Origin of the sequence: Sphingomonas flavalba, assembly GCF_047553045.1 — a bacterium.
GTDB classification, from domain to species: Bacteria; Pseudomonadota; Alphaproteobacteria; order Sphingomonadales; family Sphingomonadaceae; genus Sphingomonas_L; species Sphingomonas_L flavalba_A.
This window is the reverse complement of the sequence record NZ_CP180208.1, coordinates 2,775,434-2,793,548: the sequence shown is the minus strand read 5'-3', so window position 1 is coordinate 2,793,548 and position 18,115 is coordinate 2,775,434. Positions and strand designations below refer to the sequence as shown.

Genomic DNA, 18,115 nt, shown 5'->3' with positions numbered 1-18,115 from the left:
TTCTGTATAGAGCCTCCGCATGCAAACGCCAGCGCGCCCGATCCCGGCATCCGCGCCGCCCCCGGTCCCGCCGGATGCCGGGCCGCGCGGCGGTTTGTGGCGGCTGGAGGCCGACCGCGCGGTGGCCGTAGACCCGGATTATGACAGTTCGGCGACGGTGCTGGTGCCGACCGAGCAGGTGCTGTTGAGCGTGGTATCGCTGCCGCTGCCGAACCGGACGAAGCGGCTGGCGGCGCTGCCCTTCGCGCTGGAGGAGCAGATCGCCGAGCCGATCGACGCCGTTCATATCGCGCTGGGCGATGCGGCGGGCGACGGGCGCTGGCTGGCCGCAGTGGTGCGGCACACGGTGATGCGCGACTGGCTGGCGCGGGCGGCGGCCGCCGGGCTGGGCAATGCCGCCTTCGTGCCCGACGCGCTGACCCTGCCGGTGCCGGACGACGGGCGCTGGACGGTGGCGGCGGCGGACGGGCGGGTTCTGGTCCGCACCCACGATGGCGGCGGCTTTGCGCTGGCGGAGGCGGCGTTCGATGCGGCCTGGCAGGCGGCCGGGCAGCCAGGGATCGACCGGGCGGCGGCGGGAGGCGGCGTGACGGCGCCGGCGCTCGACCTGCGGCAAGGGGCCTATGCTGCGGCGCGGACCGGCCTGCCCGGCTGGGCGCGGCGGCTGGCGATCATCGTCGGTGTGGGCGCCGCCGCCCATCTGCTGATCGCCGGCGCCGACCTGATCGCGCTGAAGCGGACGGCGGCGGCGGCGCGGGCGGAAACGGCGGCGCTGATCCAGGGGCGGGCGCCGGGCGCGGCGCCGACCGACGACCTGATCGCCCAGGCGAGCGCGCTGCTGCCCGCCGGCGGCAACACGGCGCCGGGCCGGGCGCTGCCGCTGTTCGCGCGGCTGGGGCAGGCGCTGGCTCCGGTCAAAAACGCGGCGACGATCGAGACGGTGGTGCTCGACGAGGCGGCGGGGACGGTGACGCTGGGCGTTGCCGCCGGAGACCCGGCGAAGCTGGCGGCGGTCAGCGCGGCGCTGGCCGATGCCGGGCTGAAGGCGGCGCCGGGCGGTGTCACGCAGGAGGGCGGCCGGATGCTGGCGACGGTGACGCTGAGCGCCGAAGGCGCGGGGGGCGGGCGATGAGCGCGCTGCTGATGTGGTGGAGGGACCGCGAACCGCGCGAGCGGTTGTTGCTTGGCGTGCTTGGCGGGTTGCTGGCCGCGAGCGTGCTGTGGCTGGGCATCGTCAAGCCGCTCTTCACCGCCCGCGCCGAGACGCGGACCGAGATCGCGACGCTGGAGCGGCTGAACGCGCGGCTGCGCAGCGCGCCTGCGACGGGACAGGGGCCGGCGCAACTGTCCGGCCCGCCGGCGACGATCGTCGAGACCGCCGCCGCGCAGGCCGGGGTGACCGTAGCCCGATCGGAAGCGGACGGGGCGCGGACCCGCGCGATCGTGGAGGCAGCGCCGTTTCCGGCGGTGATGCAGTGGCTGGCGGCGCTTGACGCGCAGGCCGGCGTGACCGTCGCCGAAACGCGGATCGCGCGCGGCGCGGCGCCGGGCGTGGTTTCCGTGACGCTGGTGTTCCGGTGAGCGCGGCCACCCTGCCCTATGGCTATGCCCGGCGGCATGGCGTCATCGTCCGCGACGACGGCGCCGAATGCGCGCACCTGGCCGACGCGCCGCTTGCGGCCCGGCTGGAGGTGCAGCGGTTGTTCGGCCCGGCGATCCGTTTCGTGCCGCTCGACGAGGCGGCGTTCGATGCGGCATTGCGCGACGCCTATCAGGACAGCGCCAACGCCGCCGCTGGCTTTGCCGCCGCGCTCGACACCGATCTGGCGGCACTGGCGGAGAGCGCGGCGACGGTCGACGACCTGCTCGACCAGCGCGACGATTCGCCGGTCGTCCGCCTGATCAACGCGCTGCTGCTGGAGGCGAGCCGCGAGGGCGCGTCCGACATCCATATCGAGACACAGGAGAAGCGCGTCGTCGTCCGCTTCCGCATCGACGGCGTGCTGCGCGACATGATCGAGCCGAAGCGGGCGCTGGCGCCGCTGCTGGTCAGCCGGATCAAAGTGATGGCGCGGCTCGACATCGCCGAGAAGCGGGTGCCGCAGGATGGGCGCGTCACCCTGCGCGTCGGCGGGCACGAGATCGACGTGCGCGTTTCCACCCTGCCCACCCAGCATGGCGAGCGGGTGGTGATGCGCTTGCTCGACCGCGACGCGGTTCGGCTCGACCTGCAGAATCTGGGGATGAGCGCGCGCGACGAGGCGGTGTTCGCCCGGCTGCTCGAGCGGCCGAACGGCATATTGCTGGTCACCGGGCCGACCGGATCGGGCAAGACGACGACGCTTTATGCCGCGTTGAACCGGCTGAACGACCGCAAGCGCAGCATCATGACGGTCGAGGACCCGATCGAGTACGAGCTGCCCGGCATCAGCCAGACGCAGGTCAACAGCCGCACCGGCATGAGCTTCGCCCGCGGGCTGCGCGCGATATTGCGGCAGGACCCCGACGTCATCATGGTCGGCGAGATCCGCGATCAGGAGACGGCGGAAACGGCGGTGCGATCGTCGATGACCGGCCATTTCGTGCTGTCCACCCTCCACACTAACAGCGCGGTCGGCAGCGTCACCCGGCTGATCGACATGGGGGTGGAACGCTATCTGCTGGCGCCGATGGTCGTCGGGTTGATCGCCCAGCGGCTGGTCCGCCGGCTGTGCCCCGATTGCCGCCGCGCCGACACCGCGGGCGAAGCCGACCGGGTGCTGACCGGCGGGGAGATCGCGGTCGGCGAACCGCTGTGGCGGGCGGTGGGCTGCCCGGCCTGCCACAATGAAGGCTATCGCGGCCGCACCGCTATTTACGAGGTGGTCGCCGTCGACGATGCGTTCGCCGCGCTGATCCACGACGGCGCGTCGGAGGCGGAGCTGACCCAGGCGGCGCGGCGCCATTCGCCCAGCCTGCTCGACGACGGGGTGGCGAAGCTGCGCGCCGGGCTGACCACCGCCGAGGAAGTGGCGCGCGCGGTGCGGGACGAAGGGTGATGGCGGGCGTGGTGCCTTGCGCGGCCCTGCCCGTTCCGCGCGCGGTCGGGGCGCGGGGGGCCTGGGCTTTGGGGTATTATGGACCCGGCTTCTCCGTCCATCCCGAGCGCAGTCGAGGGAGCGGGTTCGCGCGGGAGCGTGCGTCCCTCGACTGTGCTCGGGATGGACGGTGTGGGGGTGGGTTGGCGCTGGGGGGCCGTGGGTCTGTGCGTCCCTCGACTGCGCTCGGGATGGACGGTGTGGGGTTGGCTCGGTTTGCGGGCGGTTGGGGGGCAGTGCGGTCTCTGGCCGGGTTCGGGATGGACGGGAATGTGGGGCGCGGGCGGGCGGGAGGCTTGATGGGCTTGCCGATCGGCCGCGCCCGCGCCGGGCGGGGGGCGGGCTGATGCCGGCGTTTCTGTATCGGGCGGTCGACGCGCGGGGCAAGGCGAGCAAGGGGGTGATCGAGGCGGCGAGCGAGGCCGGGGCGCGGCGGGCGCTGCGCGAGCGGGCGTTGCTGCCGACCGCGATCGCGCCGACGCGGGAGGCGACCACGGCGGCGTCGGGGCTGGCGCTGTTTTCCCGCAAGCGGATCAGCCCGCGCGCGCTGGCGACGGCAACGCGGCAACTTTCGACCCTGATCGGCAGCAGCGTCCGGATCGAGGAGGCGCTGGCGCTGGTCGCTGGACAGGCGGAAAGCGCCGCGGTCGGCACGCTGCTGGTCAATGTGCGCGGCGCGATCCTGGAAGGGCGGACGTTCGCGCAGGCGCTGGGCGACCACCCGGCCGCCTTCCCCGAATATTACCGCGCCTCGATCGCCGCCGGCGAGCAGTCCGGCCGGCTGTCCGACGTGCTGGCCCACCTCGCCGATTTCGTCGAACGGCGGCACCGCACCCAGCAGAAGGTGCAACTGGCGCTGCTCTATCCGGCGCTGCTCGCCAGCGTCGCGCTTGGCATGGTCGTGCTGCTGATGCTGTATGTCGTGCCCGACATTGTCCGCGTGTTCGTGTCGCGCGGGGCGGAATTGCCGCTGCTGACCCGGCTGCTGATCGCGCTCAGTTCCGGCCTGCAGAATTACGGGCTGTATTTGCTGCTGGCATTGCTGATCGGCGGGTTCTTCTGGCTGCGCTGGCTGCGGGTGCCGGACAACCGGCTGCGGCTGCACCGGGCGCTGGCGACGCGCAAGCCGTTCCGGCGGCTGAGCCGGCAGATGAACGCGGCGCGGTTCGGCGGCACGCTGGCGACGCTGGTGCAGAGCGCGGTGCCGCTGGTCGACGCGCTGGCGGCGGCGGCGGCGGTGACGCCGAACCATTTCATCCGCGCGCAGGCGCTGGCGGTGGCGCAGCGGGTGACGGAGGGATCGAGCCTGTCGCGAGCGATGGGCGAGGCCGACGCCTTTCCGCCGATGCTTGTCGCGATCGTCGCCAGCGGCGAGAATAGCGGCCAGCTGGGCGAGGCGCTGGGCCGCGCCGCCGCCGAGCTGGAACGCGAACTGGACGCGCTGGTCGCGACGATCGTCGCGCTGGTCGAGCCGGCGGTGCTGCTGCTGATGGGCGGCGTCGTGCTGCTGATGGTGCTGGCGATCCTGCTGCCGATCATCGGGCTGAACGACCTGGTCGCGGGGTAGAGCGCGCGGCGGTGACGGTGGCGGGCGTTACGTCTTCTTCAGGGCCTGCAGCGCGGCGAAGGCGTTGAGGGGGGTGTAGGCGTCCTCGCCGATCACCCCGGCCGCCTTCAGCGCGGCGTCGGCGCCGGGGCCGCGCGGGAACGGGTCGAGCGCCAGCGCCAGCGTCTCCGCCGCCGCTTCGCCAAGGTCGATCGCGCCGCCGCTGTGGAACATCGTGTCGCAGGCGGCGGCGTCGAGCTCCACCTCCGAATCGCTGGCCATGTCCGTCGGCAGGAAGCGCAGGGCGAACGGCTCCTCGACCGCAACCGGCAGCGGGTCGCCGGTGACGATGCAATTCTGGGTGACGGCGGCGGTGACGGCTCCTTCGGCATAAGGGAAGCCGGAGCGGAGGGACACGGTTGCGCGCGCGGCCAGCCGGGCGATGCTGGCCAGGCCAAAGCGGGCGGCCAGCGCGGCGCGCTCCGCTTCGTCGGCTTCGACCGTCACCGTGCGCGGCACGTCTCCGATCGTGTCGAGCGCGATCGGGCGGGAGAATTCCGGCGCGGTCATGGCGTCGGCAGCGCACCGGCGAGCAGTGCCGGCGTATCGGTCGCGGCGAGCGCGGCGGAAAAGGCGCGCAGCCGCCCCTCGACCGTGGCGAGGGCGGCGGGCGGCGGTGCCTCACCCCGCCACAGGTTGCGGACCAGCGCGTCGGCGAAGGCGCCGTCGGGCGCCAGCCCATCGCGCAGCGCGCCGAGCCGGCCGCCGAGCGCGCCCATCATCTTGCCGACATGCTTGCCGACGACAAGGTCGCCGATGCCGATTTCGCGCAATTGCCCATCCATGTCGGCGACGAACAGTTCGGTCAGCTGCGCGGTTTCCGCCCGCGCCGCCGAGTCGTCCTCCAGCCGCAGCAGCACGAGCGCGAGCAGCGTCGACAGCGTGTCGAAACGGCCGTCGATCGTATCCGGTACCGCGCCGTCACGGTACCAGTGGGGCTGGCGCGCGGCCATGACGATGTTATGGTAGAGGGGAACCAGCGCCGAGCGATCGTCGCGGCGGCGGAACAGGCGGTCGAGAATCGACAAGGGTGGCGGCTCCGGCTGGGAAGGCGCTCTTGTGAGAGCACGCATCCGCGCATATTGAGGCTGCGGGCGCAGGATGCAACAGCCCGCGTGTGAGGTGGAGACAGGCATGGTTTCGATGACCCGACGGGCAGCCCCCTTGGCCGCGCTGCTGCTGGCGGCGGGCACGCTGGGCGGCTGCGCGGCGCAGATTCGCGGGCACCAGGGCTATTTTCTCGACCAGACGCTGGTTGCGACCGTCCAGCCCGGCATCGACAACAAGGAATCGGTCGACAAGACGCTCGGTCGTCCGACCTTTGTCGGTCAGTTCACCGACAATGACTGGTATTATTTCTCGCGCGATACCCGCCAGCTCGCCTTTTCCCAGCCGCGGCCGACCGCGCAGGAAGTGCTGCACGTCAGATTCGACCCGGCCGGCAACGTCGTCGGGGTCGAAAAGACCGGGCTGGACCAGATCGCATCGATCAAGCCGTTCGGCAAGACCACGCCGACACTGGGCCGCAAGCGCGGCTTCTTCGAGGACCTGTTCGGCAATATCGGCCGCGTTGGCGCGGTGCCGGGCGGCATGGGCGGCGGCGGCGGCGGAACTACCCCGTGATATCTGGGCGGGATTGGTCCGACGGGCGCGCCCGCGTTTTCCACGACAGCCGGAGGATAACGACAATGCGTAATTTCATTGCCGCGGGCATGGCGCTCGCCCTGGCGGGTACCGCCGGTTCAGTCGCACTGGCCCAGGCCGATCACGCCGGCCATGCCGCCCATGATCCGGCCCTGACGAAGGCGGTGGCTGACCCCGGACGCAGCGCCGCCGACAAGGCGCGCGACCAGTATCGCCATCCGGCCGAGACGCTGGCCTTCTTTGGCATCAAGCCGACCGACACGGTGGTCGAACTCAGCCCCGGCGGCGGCTGGTATACCGTCATCCTCGGCCGTTATCTGGACGCCGGCACGCTCTATGCGTCGGCGCCGCCGAGTGCCGGGCGCGACGCCCTGCAGGCGCGGCTGGCCGCCGACCCGGTGCTGGCCAAGGTGCGCTTCGCCGGCTTTCCCGCCGGGGCGGACGACGTGCCGGACAACAGCGTCGACACGGTGTTGACCTTCCGCAACATCCATAACTGGGTGATGGGCGGCAAGGGCGCGGAAAAGGACGTGTTCGCCAGCGCGTTCCGCATGTTGAAGCCGGGCGGCACGCTGGGCATCGTCGAGCACCGCCTGCCCGAGGAGATGGATAGCGCGCGCGAAAAGAGCAGCGGCTATCTGAAGGTGTCGACGGTGCGCCGTGTCGCCGAGGCGGCCGGTTTCGAATATGTCGGCGCGTCGGAGGTCAACGCCAACCCGAAGGACACCCATGATTACGAAAATGGGGTGTGGACGCTGCCGCCGACCTTCCGGCTGGGCGATACCGACCGGGCGAAATATGCGGCGATCGGCGAGAGCGACCGCATGACCCTGAAATTCCGCAAGCCGGCGCAATAGCGGATGGTCCGACGGCGGCTGGCGGTAACCGCGGCGCTGGCCGCCGCGTTGGCGGGTGCCGCCCCCGCTTCCGCCGGGGCAAAGGGCTGGGACGATGCTGGGTCGATCGCCCGCGATGCGCTGGTCGTCGCCGCGCTTGGCGTGCCTGTTGTGCAGGGCGACTGGAACGGCGCGTTGCAGGCGGGCGGCAGCATCGGCGCGACGGCGCTGGTGACCTATGGCCTGAAGGAAAGCGTTCCCGCGTGGCGGCCGGACCGCAGCGATCGCAAGAGCTTTCCGTCCGGCCACACGTCGATGGCGTTTTCCGCCGCCGCGACCCTGCACAACCGCTATGGCTGGCAGGTGGGCCTGCCGGCGCAGATCGTCGCGGCGTTCGTCGGCGTCAGCCGGGTCAAGGCGGACAAACACCATTGGTATGATGTCGTCGTCGGCGCGGCGATCGGGGAGGCGGCGGGTTTCCTGATTACCCGCCGTCGCGACGATCGCGTCCGCATCGTCCCCTGGGGCGACAGCAAGAGCGGTGGCGTCGCGATGGCGGTACGTTTCTGAATTCGGGCCGCGTTAGGCGCGCCTGCGGCGCATCCGCTTCGATGCAACCAAACGCGCGTCAGCGATCGAGCCGGGCCTTCAGCGCGTCGGCCGCCGTGCGCTGGGCGGTAACGAGGGCGTCGGCGCGGGCGCGGAGGGCGCGCAGGCTGTCCAGCCCCGCCGGGCTGCCGCCGCCCGCCGCGGCATTGGCACGGTCAAGGTAGAGCGAATCGATGTCGGCGAGTGCCGCCGATGCCTGACCGGCGAGCGCCTCGACGGCGGTGATTTGCTGTTGCGCGGCGATCCAGCTTTCGCTGCCGGCGGCACCGGCCGCCGTCGCGGCGCGGCGCGCGGCCGGCAGTGCGGCGGCAAAGTCGCGGTCGGCGGCGTCGAGCGCGGCGGAAAATCCGTCGAGCCGGGCCTGCAGCCCGCTGTCGGGCGGCGTTGGTGCCGGCGCCTCCGGCTGGGCGGGCGGATCGAATTGCATCCGCTCGATCGCGCGTGGCGCCAGAGACGGTGGCTGCGCCACCCCGTCGACGCAGCCGCCGAGCAGGACGAAAGCGGCTGATGCCGCGGCCGGGAAGCGGATCGTCATGCCGGTGCTGTAAGCGGTGGCGGAAAGTGCCGCAACGGGCTTGCGCGCTCGCGCCGACCCGCCTATGTGACCGCCTCCATGCGCGCCCGTAGCTCAGCTGGATAGAGCATCAGACTACGAATCTGAGGGTCGGACGTTCGAATCGTTCCGGGCGCGCCAATTTTCTCCCTTCATCTTTCGGTTCCGCCGGGTCAGCCGGGCACGATGCGGCGCAGCTTGGCGAGCGCGACGTCCGGCGCCTCGTGATAATCGATCGTCGTCACGAAACGGCCCTGCGCGTCCATCAGGAAGATCGATGCGGTGTGGTCGATGGTGTAGCTGCCCCCTGCCACCGGCACCTTGGCATAATAGACGTGAAACGCCTTCACGATCCGCTCGGTCTCCGCCGTGTTTCCGGTCAGGCCGATGATCGGCGTATCGAACATTTCCAGATAGCGGCCGATATCCTCGCGCCGGTCATGTTCGGGGTCGACCGAGACGAAGACGATGTTGAACCCGTCACCGGCGGCGCCGAGTTGTTGCCTGAGCCTGGCCATGTGGCTGAGCGATGTCGGGCAGACGTCCGGGCAGCGGGTGAAGCCGAAGAAGATCGCATAGGGCTTGCCGCGCAGTGTCCGCTCCGTGACGGTGCGGCCATGCTGGTCGGTCATCGTGAAACGGCCGCCGAATGCCGAGGCATAGCTGTCCGCGGGCGACGGCGTTCGGCGTTCGACGATCAGGTAGAGCACCGCGCCGGCCAGCCCGGCGAGGAGCACCGCCGCCCAGAGCAGCAGGCGGACGCGCCGCAGCTGCCCGGTTGGCGGCGCGGCGGGCGCGGGATCGACCGGTGCCGGATCAGTGCTGGTCATGGCCGCCCCCCGCCGCGGTCGCGCCGATTGCCTCGACCTGGAGGCGGACGGTGATTGCGCCTGCTTTCTCGAAACGCAGGGTGACCGGCACGGCGCTGCCGCGGGCAAGCGGCGCCTTCAGGCCGATCAGCATGATGTGATAGCCGCCGGGCCGCAGCGCGACGCTGGCCCCGGCGGGTATCGACAGACCGCCGGTGACCGGCCGCATCCGCATCACCCCGCCGTCCACCGCCATGGTATGGACCTCCACCCGGCTGGCGACGGCGGCGCTGCCGCCGATCAGCCGGTCGGCGGCCTTGCCGTGGTTGGTGATCGTCATGAATGCGCCGCCGGCGCTCTGGCCCGGCGCGGTCTGGCGCGCCCAGGCGCGGTCGACGGCGATTGCGGACTGGCTGGCGGCAAGGCCGGGCGCGGCGGCGGTCGCCGCCAGCAAGGCGGCGGCAATAAAACAGCGTGTCATCGTTGAAACTCCTGATCCGGGGCTGGCGCGGGCGCGCGAACCGGGCGCCTTTGGCGCGGCCGGTTTCGGCGCGTCAGGCGCGGGCCGGCGGACCGCGCAGCGGTGGGATCAGGAAATCCGCCGCGACCAGGCCGAACCCGGTCAGCGACGGTGGTGCGCGGTGCACCGGCGCCGGGGCGGGCGCGGTGGGTGCGGGCGGCGGCGCACCGGTCAGCGCCGGGGCCGACAGCGCGGCGAAGGCGCAGGGGCCGGGCTGCGCCGATGACGGGTCCTGCCGGTCGCCCGCATCGGCGAGCGGCAGCGTGAGCAGCGTCGTCCGGCCGCGATCGGTGCCGTCGCAGATGCTGACGACGATGCCCGGCGTGGCCGCTGCCTGCGGCATGAAGCCGGCCGGCACCACCATCCGCAGCGCCAGCGCCAGCACGAACAGCGCGGCCAGCAACCCGCGAGAACCGCCAGCCGATTGTCCGTTCGTCTTCATCGGCGCCTCGCTTAGCCGCTGGCCCGGCGCTTGTCATCCGGGCGCGGCGGTGGGTGGCGGGCGTCGCGCCTAGCGCGGAAGGGCAGCCTCGGCCCGCGCCTTCAGCCGGTCGAGCGCCGCAGCATGGATGCCGGGCGCGCTGGCGAGCACGCCGAACATTTCGCCGCTGGTCGAGTTGAAGCGCAGCGGGCGGCCGAGCGCGTCGCTGACCGCCGCGCCTGCTTCGGCGGCGATCAGCGCGGCGGCGGCGACATCCCATTCATGGCCCCAGCGCACCGAGGCGACCAGATCGGCCTCGCCGGCCGCGACCATCGCGACGCGCAGCGCGATCGAATTGGGCTTGGCCACCGGGGCCAGGTCGCGGTCGACCTGGGGCAGGCTGTCGGCCGGCACACGGGCGCCGGCGAGTTCGGTGCGCGCCGCCGCGCGGAGCGGCACGCCGTTGCGCCAGGCGCCTTTCCCGGCCTGCGCCCGCCAGTGTTCGCCCCGGCCCGGCGCGTCGAGCACGCCGATCACCGGCCGGCCGCCGGCGACCAGCGCGATCGACACCGCCCAGCCGGCGCGGCCGCGCAGATAGTCGCGGGTGCCGTCGATCGGGTCGACCACCCACAACCGGGCGCGGGTCAGCCGTTCGGCGCTGTCACGGCTTTCTTCCGACAGCCAGCCCGCCTCCGGGTCGATCGCGCTCAGCCGGTCGCGGATCAGCTGGTCGGCGTCGAGGTCGATCTGGCAGACCGGGTTGCCCGGCGCCTTTTCCCACCGGTCGAACGCCTCTTGCTGGCGGGAGAGCGCCATTGCGCCCGCTTCCGCCGCGACCGCCGCGACCCGGTCTGCCAGCGTATCAGCCACAGGCGACGGTCATCCCGTCGACGCGCAGGGTCGGCACGTCGATGCCGTAGCGACGCTCCAGGTCGTCGGCAGGCGTCATCGCCAGCAGCATCGCCTTCAGGTTGCCGGCGATCGTCACTTCGGTCACCGCCGGGCCGATCGCGCCATCGCGAATAAGAAAGCCGGATGCGCCACGGCTGTAGTCGCCGGTCACGCCGTTGACCCCCTGGCCGATCAGGTGGGTGACGAGCAGCCCTTCCGTGATCCCGGCGATCATTTCGGCGCGCGATACGCTGCCCGGCACGATGTGCAGGTTGGCGGTGCTGACCCCCGGCGGACCGCCGATGCCACGGCTGGCATGGCCGGTCGGCGCAAGGCCAAGCTGGCGGGCGGCGGCGCTGTCCATCAGCCAGCCGGTCAGCACCCCGGCGTCGACGATTCGGCCCGGCTTGGTCGGCAGACCTTCGCCGTCGAACGGGCGGGAGCGCAGACCGCGCGGCCGGTGCGGGTCCTCGACGATGGTGATGGTCGGGGCGCAAACCGGCTTGCCCAGTTGATCGAGCAGGAAGCTGGTCCGCCGCGCCACCGCGCTGCCGCTGATCGCGCCGAGCAGATGGCCGACCAGGCTGCCGCCGACACGCGGATCGAACAGCACCGGCATCGCCCCGCCGGCGAATTTGACCGGGCTGAGCCGCGCCACCGCGCGTTCACCGGCGCGGCGGCCGATCGCCTCCGCCGCTTCCAGATCGGCGAGATGGCGGCTCGAATGCCAGGCGCCATCGCGTTCCATGCCGGCCCCTTCGCCGGCGATGACGCTGGCCGACACGCCGTGGCCGCTCAGCGCATAGGCACCGGCGAAGCCGCCGCTGGTCGCCAGCGCCATGATCGTCCGCCCGGCGCTGGCACCGCCGCCCTCGCTGTTGCTGACCCCGGCTACGGCGCGGGCGGCATCTTCGGCGGCAAGCGCGCGCGCCTTCAGCGCCGCCGGATCGGGCACGATGCCGTCGTCAAGATCGAGCGCCGGCGGCGCCTCGCGCAGCAGCCGGTCCTCCGGCGCCAGCCCGGCATAGGCATCCTCCGGCGCTTCTCGCGCCATCGCCACCGCGCGGTCGACCAGCGCCGCCAGCGCCGACGCGGACAGGTCGGATGACGATACGCTGGCCGAACGGCGGCCGACGAACAGGCGCAGGCCGATCTCCTCGCTTTCGGAACGCTGGACGTCCTCCAGCGCGCCAAGCCGGACCTGGACCTGGGTGGAGGCTTCGCCGGCATAGAGGGCGTCGGCGGCATCGGCGCCGGCACGGCGGGCGGCGGCGACCAGATCGGCGGCGCGGGCGCGGGCATCTTCGGGGGTCAACATCAGCGGGATTTAGGCGGAGGGCGCCGCCGGGGCAATCGCCTCACGCGGTGCCAACGACGACGCAGGCGAGAAACACCAGCAGGCCGGCGAAGCGATTGGACCGGAATTTGGCGAGCGCGTCGGCGCCGTCGTCGACGCTGAGCGCCATCACCTGCCAGCCAAGATGCGCGGCCGCCGGGGCAAGCGCGACCACTGCCAGCGGATCGGGCCGGACCAGCCAGATTGCACAACTCCACAGCAGCAGCGCCAGCGCATAGAAGCCACCGACGCCGGCGCGGACATGGCGCCCCAGCCGCAGCGCGGAAGAACGCACGCCGATCAGCGCGTCGTCCTCGCGGTCCTGCAGCGCATAGATGGTGTCATAGCCGATCACCCAGGCGATCGCCCCGGCATAGAGCAGCAGCGCTGGCGCGGTCAGCGCCCCGGCCACCGCCGCCCAGCCGACCAGCGCCCCCCACGAAAACACCAGCCCCAGCCAGGCCTGCGGCCACCAGGTGATCCGCTTCATGAATGGGTAGGCGGCGACCAGCGCCAGGCTCGCCACCGCAACGACGGCGGCGAAGGGCGACAGTTGCAGCAGCACGACCAGCCCGACCAGGCAGAGCAGCGCCAGCCACGCCCATGCCGCCTTCAAACCGACGGCGCCGCTGGCGAGCGGCCGGCCGCGCGTGCGCGCCACTCGCGCGTCGAGGTCGCGGTCGACGATGTCGTTGTAGACGCAGCCGGCGCCGCGCATCGCGATCGCGCCGAGCAGCAGCCACAGGATCAGGTCGAACCGCGCGAAGGCGCCGCCGGCCAGCGCCACGCCCCAGGCGCAGGGCCAGTACAGCAGCCACCAGCCGATCGGCCGGTCGAGCCGGGCGAGCAGGATATAAGGGCGCAGCGCGCCGCCGCGCGCCAGCGCATGATGCTCGGTATCGGGAAGGGAGTCGGCCATGTCCCCTCTTAGGCCGCCGTTCGCCCGCACGAAAAGGGCCGGGCGCTGCCGCCCGGCCCTTCCATTGGGTTACGATAGGGTCAGAAGCCGTAGACCAGGCCGACAAGACCCTGGTTGTTGCTGAAGCCCTTCTCATAATTCACGTAGTTGTATTCGGCCCGCAGCCGCAGTTGCGGGGCAAGGCGGGTCTCGACGCCGCCGCCGACGCGAACGCCGTCGCCCCATGTCTTGTCGACCCCGCCGTTGGTCACGACCTTGATCTGGTTGCGGGCATAGCCGGCACGCAGATAGGCGGCGGTGCTGTCCGACAGGTCATAGCCGACACGGGCGCCGACGCCCCAGCCCCAGCGGGCCTTGGCGCGCAGCACATCGGTGCCGTCAATCACCTTCGCTTCGGCGCTGTTCAGGTCGATGTTCGCTTCCGGTGCGATGAACAGGCCGTTGCCGAGGGCGATGGTGTAGCCGGCGAAAGCCGATGCGCCGATGCCGGTCGCGCCAAGGCTGTCGACCACGCCCAGATCGGCGTTGGCCGCATCGACGGTGGCGGCAACGCCGACATAGGGGCCGGTCTCGGTCGCGGCCTGGGCCGACGTGGCGGCCGCTGTGGCGAGGGCGAGCGCGGACGCCGCAAGAATTGCGTTACGAAACATATCAAATCCTTATTTTTACGTCTGTTTCCCCGAACCGGGTGGCAGCGATCTAGGAGGCGTACCGATCGGTTACAATGGCAATTCGATTGCAAACAACAACCGAATGATTGCAGCCTGTGCATCCGTGCGCCGCCCGCCGCCGGCGCTTCCACCGCCGGTGATCCGTGCCTAAAGGGCGGGTGGGGCCGGTGCCGCGCTCCACCGGAAGAGGACCTGACCGCCGCGATGCCCGCCACCCCCGCCTGGCCGCCCGACAGCACGCCGCGCCTGTTCGTCGACGCCGCGCTCGCCGCCGGTGCGGCGCTCTCGGTCGACGGGGCGCAGGCACATTACCTGTTGGCAGTGATGCGGGCGAAACCGGGCGCGCCGGTTCGGCTGTTCGACGACCGGAGCGGCGAATGGCTGGCGACAGTCACCGAGGCGGGTCGGCGCTCGCTGACCCTGACCGTCGACGCGCATCTCGCCCCGCGCGAAGCGGTGCCGGACCTGTGGCTGTGCGCCGCGCCGATCAAGCGCGGGCGGATCGACTGGGTGGCGGAAAAGGCGACCGAGCTGGGTGTCGCCCGGCTGGTCCCGGTCGCGACCCGCCGCACCGTCGTCGACCGGCTGAACGCCGACCGGCTGCGCGCGCATATGGTCGAGGCGGCGGAACAGTGCGAACGTACCGCCCTGCCGGAACTGGCGCCGCTGACCCCGCTTGCCGCGCTGCTCGCCGCCTGGCCGGGCGGCCGGGCGCTCTATTTCGCCGACGAGGAAGGTGGCGCCCCGCTGGCCGGGGTGGCGCGCCCCGGCGCGGCGGCGATCCTGATCGGCCCGGAAGGCGGCTTCACCGCGGAGGAACGGACGGCGATCCGTGCCGTCCCCGATGCCGTCGCGGTGTCGCTTGGCCCACGCATCCTGCGCGCAGACACTGCCGCCGTTGCAGCGGTCGCGCTGTGGATGGCGGCGGCGGGGGACTGGATAAAATGATTTTCACGCCGCTCGCGACCGCCTAGAGCCGCGCCATGAGCACGCGTGAAGAATCGAGTGGCGACGATCCGCTGATCACCGGCAGGGACCAGCTGGTCGCCTATTTCGCCGGCGGCGAAAAGGCGCCGGACCGCTGGCGGATCGGCACCGAGCACGAGAAATTCGTCTACCGCAAGGCGGACCACCGCGCCCCGTCCTATGCAGAGCCGGGCGGAATCCACGACCTGCTGATGGGCCTGACCCGTTTCGGCTGGCGGCCGATCGAGGAAAATGGCGTCGTCATCGCCCTTGCCGGGCCGGACGGAACCGTCAGCCTTGAACCGGCGGGGCAGCTCGAACTGTCCGGCGCGCCGCTCGACAACCTGCACCAGACCTGCGCCGAGACCGGCCGCCACCTGCAACAGGTCAAGGCGGTCGGCGACGAGCTTGGCCTTGGCTTCCTCGGCCTTGGCATGTGGCCGGACAAGCGGCGCGACGAACTGCCGGTCATGCCCAAGGGCCGCTACGCGATCATGCTGAACCACATGCCGCGGGTCGGCACGATGGGCCTCGACATGATGCTGCGCACCTGCACGATCCAGGTCAATCTCGACTATCAGTCCGAAGCGGACATGGTGAAGAAGTTCCGCGTCGGCCTGGCGCTGCAGCCGCTGGCGACGGCGCTGTTCGCCAATTCGCCGTTCACCGAAGGCAAGCCGAACGGCCTGCTCAGCTACCGCAGCCATATCTGGTCGGATACCGACCCGGCGCGCACCGGCATGCTGCCTTTCGTGTTCGAGGACGGGTTCGGCTACGAACGCTACGCCGACTATGCGCTCGACGTGCCGATGTATTTCGTGTTCCGCGACGGCAAATATATCGACGCCGCCGGCCAGAGTTTCCGCGATTTCCTCGACGGACGCCTGTCGGCATTGCCCGGTGAGCTGCCGCGCCTGTCCGACTGGGCCGACCATCTGTCGACCGCTTTCCCGGAAGTGCGGCTGAAGACCTTCCTCGAAATGCGTGGCGCCGACGGCGGGCCGTGGAACAAGATCTGCGCGCTGCCGGCGCTCTGGGTCGGCCTGCTCTACGACCAGACCGCGCTCGACGCCGCCTGGGACCTCGTCCGGCACTGGACGCTGGCCGAACGGCAGGCGCTGCGCGACGCGGTGCCGAAGCTGGCGCTCGACGCACCGGTGCCCGGTGGCGGTACGCTGCGCGCGCTTGCCGGATCGGTGCTCGACATTGCCGGCGCCGGCCTCAACGCCCGCGCCCGGCTCGACGGCGGCGGCGACAGCGAGGCCGGTTTCCTGGAGCCGCTGCGCCGCAACGTCGCCAGTGGCAAGGTTCCGGCCCAGCGCCTGCTCGACCTCTATAATGGCGAATGGGCCGGTGCCCTCGGCAAGGTCTACGACAGCTACAGTTTCTGATTGTTGCCGCCGCTGTCCCGGCATCGGGCCGGATGGCGGGGCGTGGGAGTGCGGTGGTGAGCGTGATGCCGGTCGAGATCGACCCGTTCCATGCCATTGCGATCAGCCGTCTGGCGCATCGCATGGCGGCAGAGGGTGCGTCGGTGATCCATATGGAGTTCGGCCAGCCGTCGACCGGGGCGCCGGCCGGGGCGCTCGCGGTCGCGCACCGCATCCTCGACAGCGACGGCATGGGCTATTGGGAAAGCCCGGATCTGAAAGCGCGGATCGCTGGTCTGTACCGTGAACGCCACGGCGTCGCCGTCGACCCGGAACAGATCATCCTGACCTGCGGCGCGTCGCCGGCGCTGGTGCTGGCGCTCAGCTGCATGTTCGCGCCGGGCGCGCGGGTGGCGCTCGCCCGGCCGGGCTATGTCGCCTATCGCAACACGCTGAAGGCGCTGCACATCACGCCGGTGGAGATCGCCTGCGGCGCGACGGAACGGTTTCAGCTGTCGGCGGCGGCGCTCGCCGCGCTCGACCCGGCGCCGGACGGTGTGATCGTCGCCAGCCCGGCCAACCCGACCGGCACGATCATCCCAGACGATGAGGTGCGCGCGATCGTCGCCGTCTGCCGGGCGCGCGGCATCCGCGTGCTGTCGGACGAGATCTACCACGGCCTCAGCTATGTCGGCCCGGCGCGGTCGATGCTGGAAGACATGCCGGACGCGCTGGTCATCAACAGCTTCTCCAAATATTTCAGCATGGCCGGCTGGCGGCTCGGCTGGCTGGTCGTGCCGCCGGCGCTGGTCGCGGCGGCGCGGGCGCGGATGGGCAATCTGTTCCTGACCCCGCCGTCGCTCAGCCAGCATGCCGGGCTGGCGGCGTTCGATTGCCGCGACGAGCTGGAAGGGCATGTCGCCACCTATCGCCGCAACCGCGACCTGCTGCTCGAACGGCTGCCGGCGCTCAGCCTGACCCGCATCGCGCCGCCCGACGGCGCGTTCTACATCTATGCCGACATCGGCCATCTGACCGACGACAGCCTTGCCTTCTGCACCCGGCTGCTGGAGGCGACCGGCGTGGCGACGGCGCCGGGCATCGATTTCGATCCGGTCGACGGCCACCGCTTCATGCGGTTCAGCTTCGCGGTGTCGACGGCACAGGTGGAGGACGCGCTGGCGCGGATGGCGCCGTGGTTCGCGCAGCAGAACCGCCGCTGACCCGGCGGGCGCGGCGGCCACAGATCGCGCTTGCCGTCGCGCGTCGGCGGGCCTATATGCAGCCTGCTTCTCGACATCGGTATCTATGTTGAGGTCGGGCCCGCCGGGTCCGGCGCCGAAGCCGCTTATGGAGACCCGATGGCTGATATCGCCGCGCTGACCCGCCTGATCGAACCGGAGGCCAAGGCCCTCGGCTTCGCTCTCGTGCGCGTCAAGATGATCGGCGGTACGTCGGACCCGACGTTGCAGGTGATGGCGGAGCGGCCGGAAACCCGGCAGCTCACCATCGACGACTGCGCGGCGCTGTCGCGCCGCCTGTCCGACGTGCTCGACGCGGCCGACCCGATCGAGGAGGCCTACCGGCTGGAAGTGAGTTCGCCGGGGATCGACCGGCCGCTGACCCGGCTCGCCGACTTCGCCGACTGGGCGGGGCACGAGGCGCGGATCGGGCTGGTCGAACCGGTCGACGGTCGCAAGCAGGTGACCGGCATATTGCAGGGGATCGACGGCACGACGATCGCCGTCGACATGGGCCGGCACGGCCGGGCGGAAGTGGATTTCGCCAATGTGAAGAGCGCGAAGCTGCTGTTCACCGAGGCATTGGTCGCGGCCACCGCGCCGCTTTCGGCGGACGGCGCCGACAAGATTCAGCTGGAAGGGTAAG

Annotated in this window: 21 protein-coding genes and 1 tRNA gene; 12 read left to right on the top strand and 10 right to left on the bottom strand. The window is 71.4% G+C overall.

Annotated features, from left to right (window positions below; all coding sequences use genetic code 11):
• Positions 1-19 precede the first annotated feature (19 nt).
• From gspL to ACMT1E_RS13375, 4 genes are all read left to right on the top strand, one after another.
• The gene (gspL, locus tag ACMT1E_RS13390; protein WP_414900851.1) at positions 20-1,132 is read left to right on the top strand and encodes a type II secretion system protein GspL; all 1,113 of its coding nucleotides are present in this window, start codon (positions 20-22) and stop codon (positions 1,130-1,132) included.
• A complete protein-coding gene (gene gspM, locus ACMT1E_RS13385; RefSeq protein ID WP_414900850.1) occupies positions 1,129-1,581 on the top strand; it encodes a type II secretion system protein GspM in 453 nt (150 codons plus the stop codon). The genes gspL and gspM overlap by 4 nt, the downstream gene beginning before the upstream one ends.
• A complete protein-coding gene (gene gspE, locus ACMT1E_RS13380; RefSeq protein WP_414900849.1) occupies positions 1,578-3,038 on the top strand; it encodes a type II secretion system ATPase GspE in 1,461 nt (486 codons plus the stop codon). The genes gspM and gspE overlap by 4 nt, the downstream gene beginning before the upstream one ends.
• A gap of 385 nt (positions 3,039-3,423) precedes the next feature.
• Positions 3,424-4,644, top strand: a complete 1,221-nt coding sequence (locus tag ACMT1E_RS13375) for a type II secretion system F family protein (protein WP_414900848.1) — start codon at positions 3,424-3,426, stop codon at positions 4,642-4,644.
• 27 nt (positions 4,645-4,671) lie between these two features.
• Here the strand turns inward: ACMT1E_RS13375 and ACMT1E_RS13370 are convergent, their stop codons facing one another.
• Both ACMT1E_RS13370 and ACMT1E_RS13365 read right to left on the bottom strand, forming a co-directional pair.
• A complete protein-coding gene (locus ACMT1E_RS13370; RefSeq protein WP_414900847.1) occupies positions 4,672-5,193 on the bottom strand; it encodes a YceD family protein in 522 nt (173 codons plus the stop codon).
• On the bottom strand, positions 5,190-5,711 hold the full coding sequence (locus ACMT1E_RS13365; RefSeq protein ID WP_414900845.1) for a ubiquinol-cytochrome C chaperone family protein: 522 nt from the start codon (positions 5,709-5,711) through the stop codon (positions 5,190-5,192). Before ACMT1E_RS13365 ends, ACMT1E_RS13370 begins: the two co-directional genes overlap by 4 nt.
• 106 nt (positions 5,712-5,817) lie before the next feature.
• Between ACMT1E_RS13365 and ACMT1E_RS13360 the strand changes: the two genes are divergently transcribed.
• The 3 genes from ACMT1E_RS13360 to ACMT1E_RS13350 all read left to right on the top strand — a co-directional run bounded on the left by ACMT1E_RS13360 (position 5,818) and on the right by ACMT1E_RS13350 (position 7,733).
• Positions 5,818-6,306 carry an outer membrane protein assembly factor BamE gene (locus ACMT1E_RS13360; protein ID WP_414900843.1) on the top strand — a complete coding sequence of 163 codons (489 nt, stop codon included), beginning with the start codon at positions 5,818-5,820 and terminating at the stop codon, positions 6,304-6,306.
• Between the two features lie 65 nt (positions 6,307-6,371).
• A complete protein-coding gene (locus tag ACMT1E_RS13355; protein WP_414900841.1) occupies positions 6,372-7,184 on the top strand; it encodes a class I SAM-dependent methyltransferase in 813 nt (270 codons plus the stop codon).
• Positions 7,185-7,187: 3 nt separating this feature from the next.
• A complete protein-coding gene (locus ACMT1E_RS13350; protein WP_414900839.1) occupies positions 7,188-7,733 on the top strand; it encodes a phosphatase PAP2 family protein in 546 nt (181 codons plus the stop codon).
• 58 nt (positions 7,734-7,791) lie between these two features.
• Here ACMT1E_RS13350 and ACMT1E_RS13345 read toward each other — a convergent pair whose 3' ends face one another.
• Positions 7,792-8,307, bottom strand: a complete 516-nt coding sequence (locus tag ACMT1E_RS13345; protein WP_414900837.1) for a hypothetical protein — start codon at positions 8,305-8,307, stop codon at positions 7,792-7,794.
• An 82-nt stretch (positions 8,308-8,389) separates the two neighbouring features.
• Between ACMT1E_RS13345 and ACMT1E_RS13340 the strand changes: the two genes are divergently transcribed.
• Positions 8,390-8,466: transfer RNA gene (locus ACMT1E_RS13340), tRNA-Arg, on the top strand.
• Positions 8,467-8,498: 32 nt separating this feature from the next.
• Here the strand turns inward: ACMT1E_RS13340 and ACMT1E_RS13335 are convergent.
• The 7 genes from ACMT1E_RS13335 to ACMT1E_RS13305 form a co-directional block, all read right to left on the bottom strand.
• Positions 8,499-9,155: an SCO family protein gene (locus tag ACMT1E_RS13335; RefSeq protein WP_414900835.1), complete on the bottom strand. Its 657-nt coding sequence runs from the start codon at positions 9,153-9,155 to the stop codon at positions 8,499-8,501.
• Positions 9,142-9,615: a copper chaperone PCu(A)C gene (locus ACMT1E_RS13330; protein ID WP_414900833.1), complete on the bottom strand. Its 474-nt coding sequence runs from the start codon at positions 9,613-9,615 to the stop codon at positions 9,142-9,144. Before ACMT1E_RS13330 ends, ACMT1E_RS13335 begins: the two co-directional genes overlap by 14 nt.
• Positions 9,616-9,688: 73 nt before the next feature.
• A complete protein-coding gene (locus ACMT1E_RS13325) occupies positions 9,689-10,096 on the bottom strand; it encodes a hypothetical protein (RefSeq protein ID WP_414900831.1) in 408 nt (135 codons plus the stop codon).
• A 69-nt stretch (positions 10,097-10,165) separates the two neighbouring features.
• Positions 10,166-10,891 (bottom strand): inositol monophosphatase family protein, encoded by a 726-nt coding sequence (locus ACMT1E_RS13320; RefSeq protein WP_414903434.1) that lies wholly within the window; start codon positions 10,889-10,891, stop codon positions 10,166-10,168.
• A 46-nt stretch (positions 10,892-10,937) separates the two neighbouring features.
• Positions 10,938-12,284, bottom strand: a complete 1,347-nt coding sequence (locus ACMT1E_RS13315; protein WP_414900830.1) for a TldD/PmbA family protein — start codon at positions 12,282-12,284, stop codon at positions 10,938-10,940.
• Positions 12,285-12,324: 40 nt separating this feature from the next.
• Positions 12,325-13,221, bottom strand: a complete 897-nt coding sequence (gene ubiA, locus ACMT1E_RS13310) for a 4-hydroxybenzoate octaprenyltransferase (protein ID WP_414900829.1) — start codon at positions 13,219-13,221, stop codon at positions 12,325-12,327.
• An 80-nt stretch (positions 13,222-13,301) separates the two neighbouring features.
• Complete coding sequence (locus ACMT1E_RS13305; RefSeq protein ID WP_414900828.1) at positions 13,302-13,871, bottom strand: outer membrane protein; 570 nt, start codon at positions 13,869-13,871, stop codon at positions 13,302-13,304.
• A gap of 225 nt (positions 13,872-14,096) precedes the next feature.
• On the opposite strand from ACMT1E_RS13305, the gene ACMT1E_RS13300 reads away from it, so the two are divergent.
• The 4 genes from ACMT1E_RS13300 (at position 14,097) to rimP (ending at position 18,114) form a co-directional block, all read left to right on the top strand.
• Positions 14,097-14,840, top strand: coding sequence for a 16S rRNA (uracil(1498)-N(3))-methyltransferase (locus ACMT1E_RS13300; protein WP_414900827.1), 744 nt, complete (start codon positions 14,097-14,099; stop codon positions 14,838-14,840).
• Positions 14,841-14,875: 35 nt separating this feature from the next.
• Positions 14,876-16,249 (top strand): glutamate--cysteine ligase, encoded by a 1,374-nt coding sequence (locus ACMT1E_RS13295; protein ID WP_414900826.1) that lies wholly within the window; start codon positions 14,876-14,878, stop codon positions 16,247-16,249.
• Positions 16,250-16,314: 65 nt separating this feature from the next.
• Complete coding sequence (locus ACMT1E_RS13290; RefSeq protein WP_414903432.1) at positions 16,315-17,451, top strand: aminotransferase class I/II-fold pyridoxal phosphate-dependent enzyme; 1,137 nt, start codon at positions 16,315-16,317, stop codon at positions 17,449-17,451.
• A 138-nt stretch (positions 17,452-17,589) separates the two neighbouring features.
• Entirely contained in the window at positions 17,590-18,114 is a 525-nt protein-coding gene (gene rimP / locus ACMT1E_RS13285) for a ribosome maturation protein RimP (RefSeq protein ID WP_414900825.1), read from the top strand.
• Position 18,115: the final 1 nt, after the last annotated feature.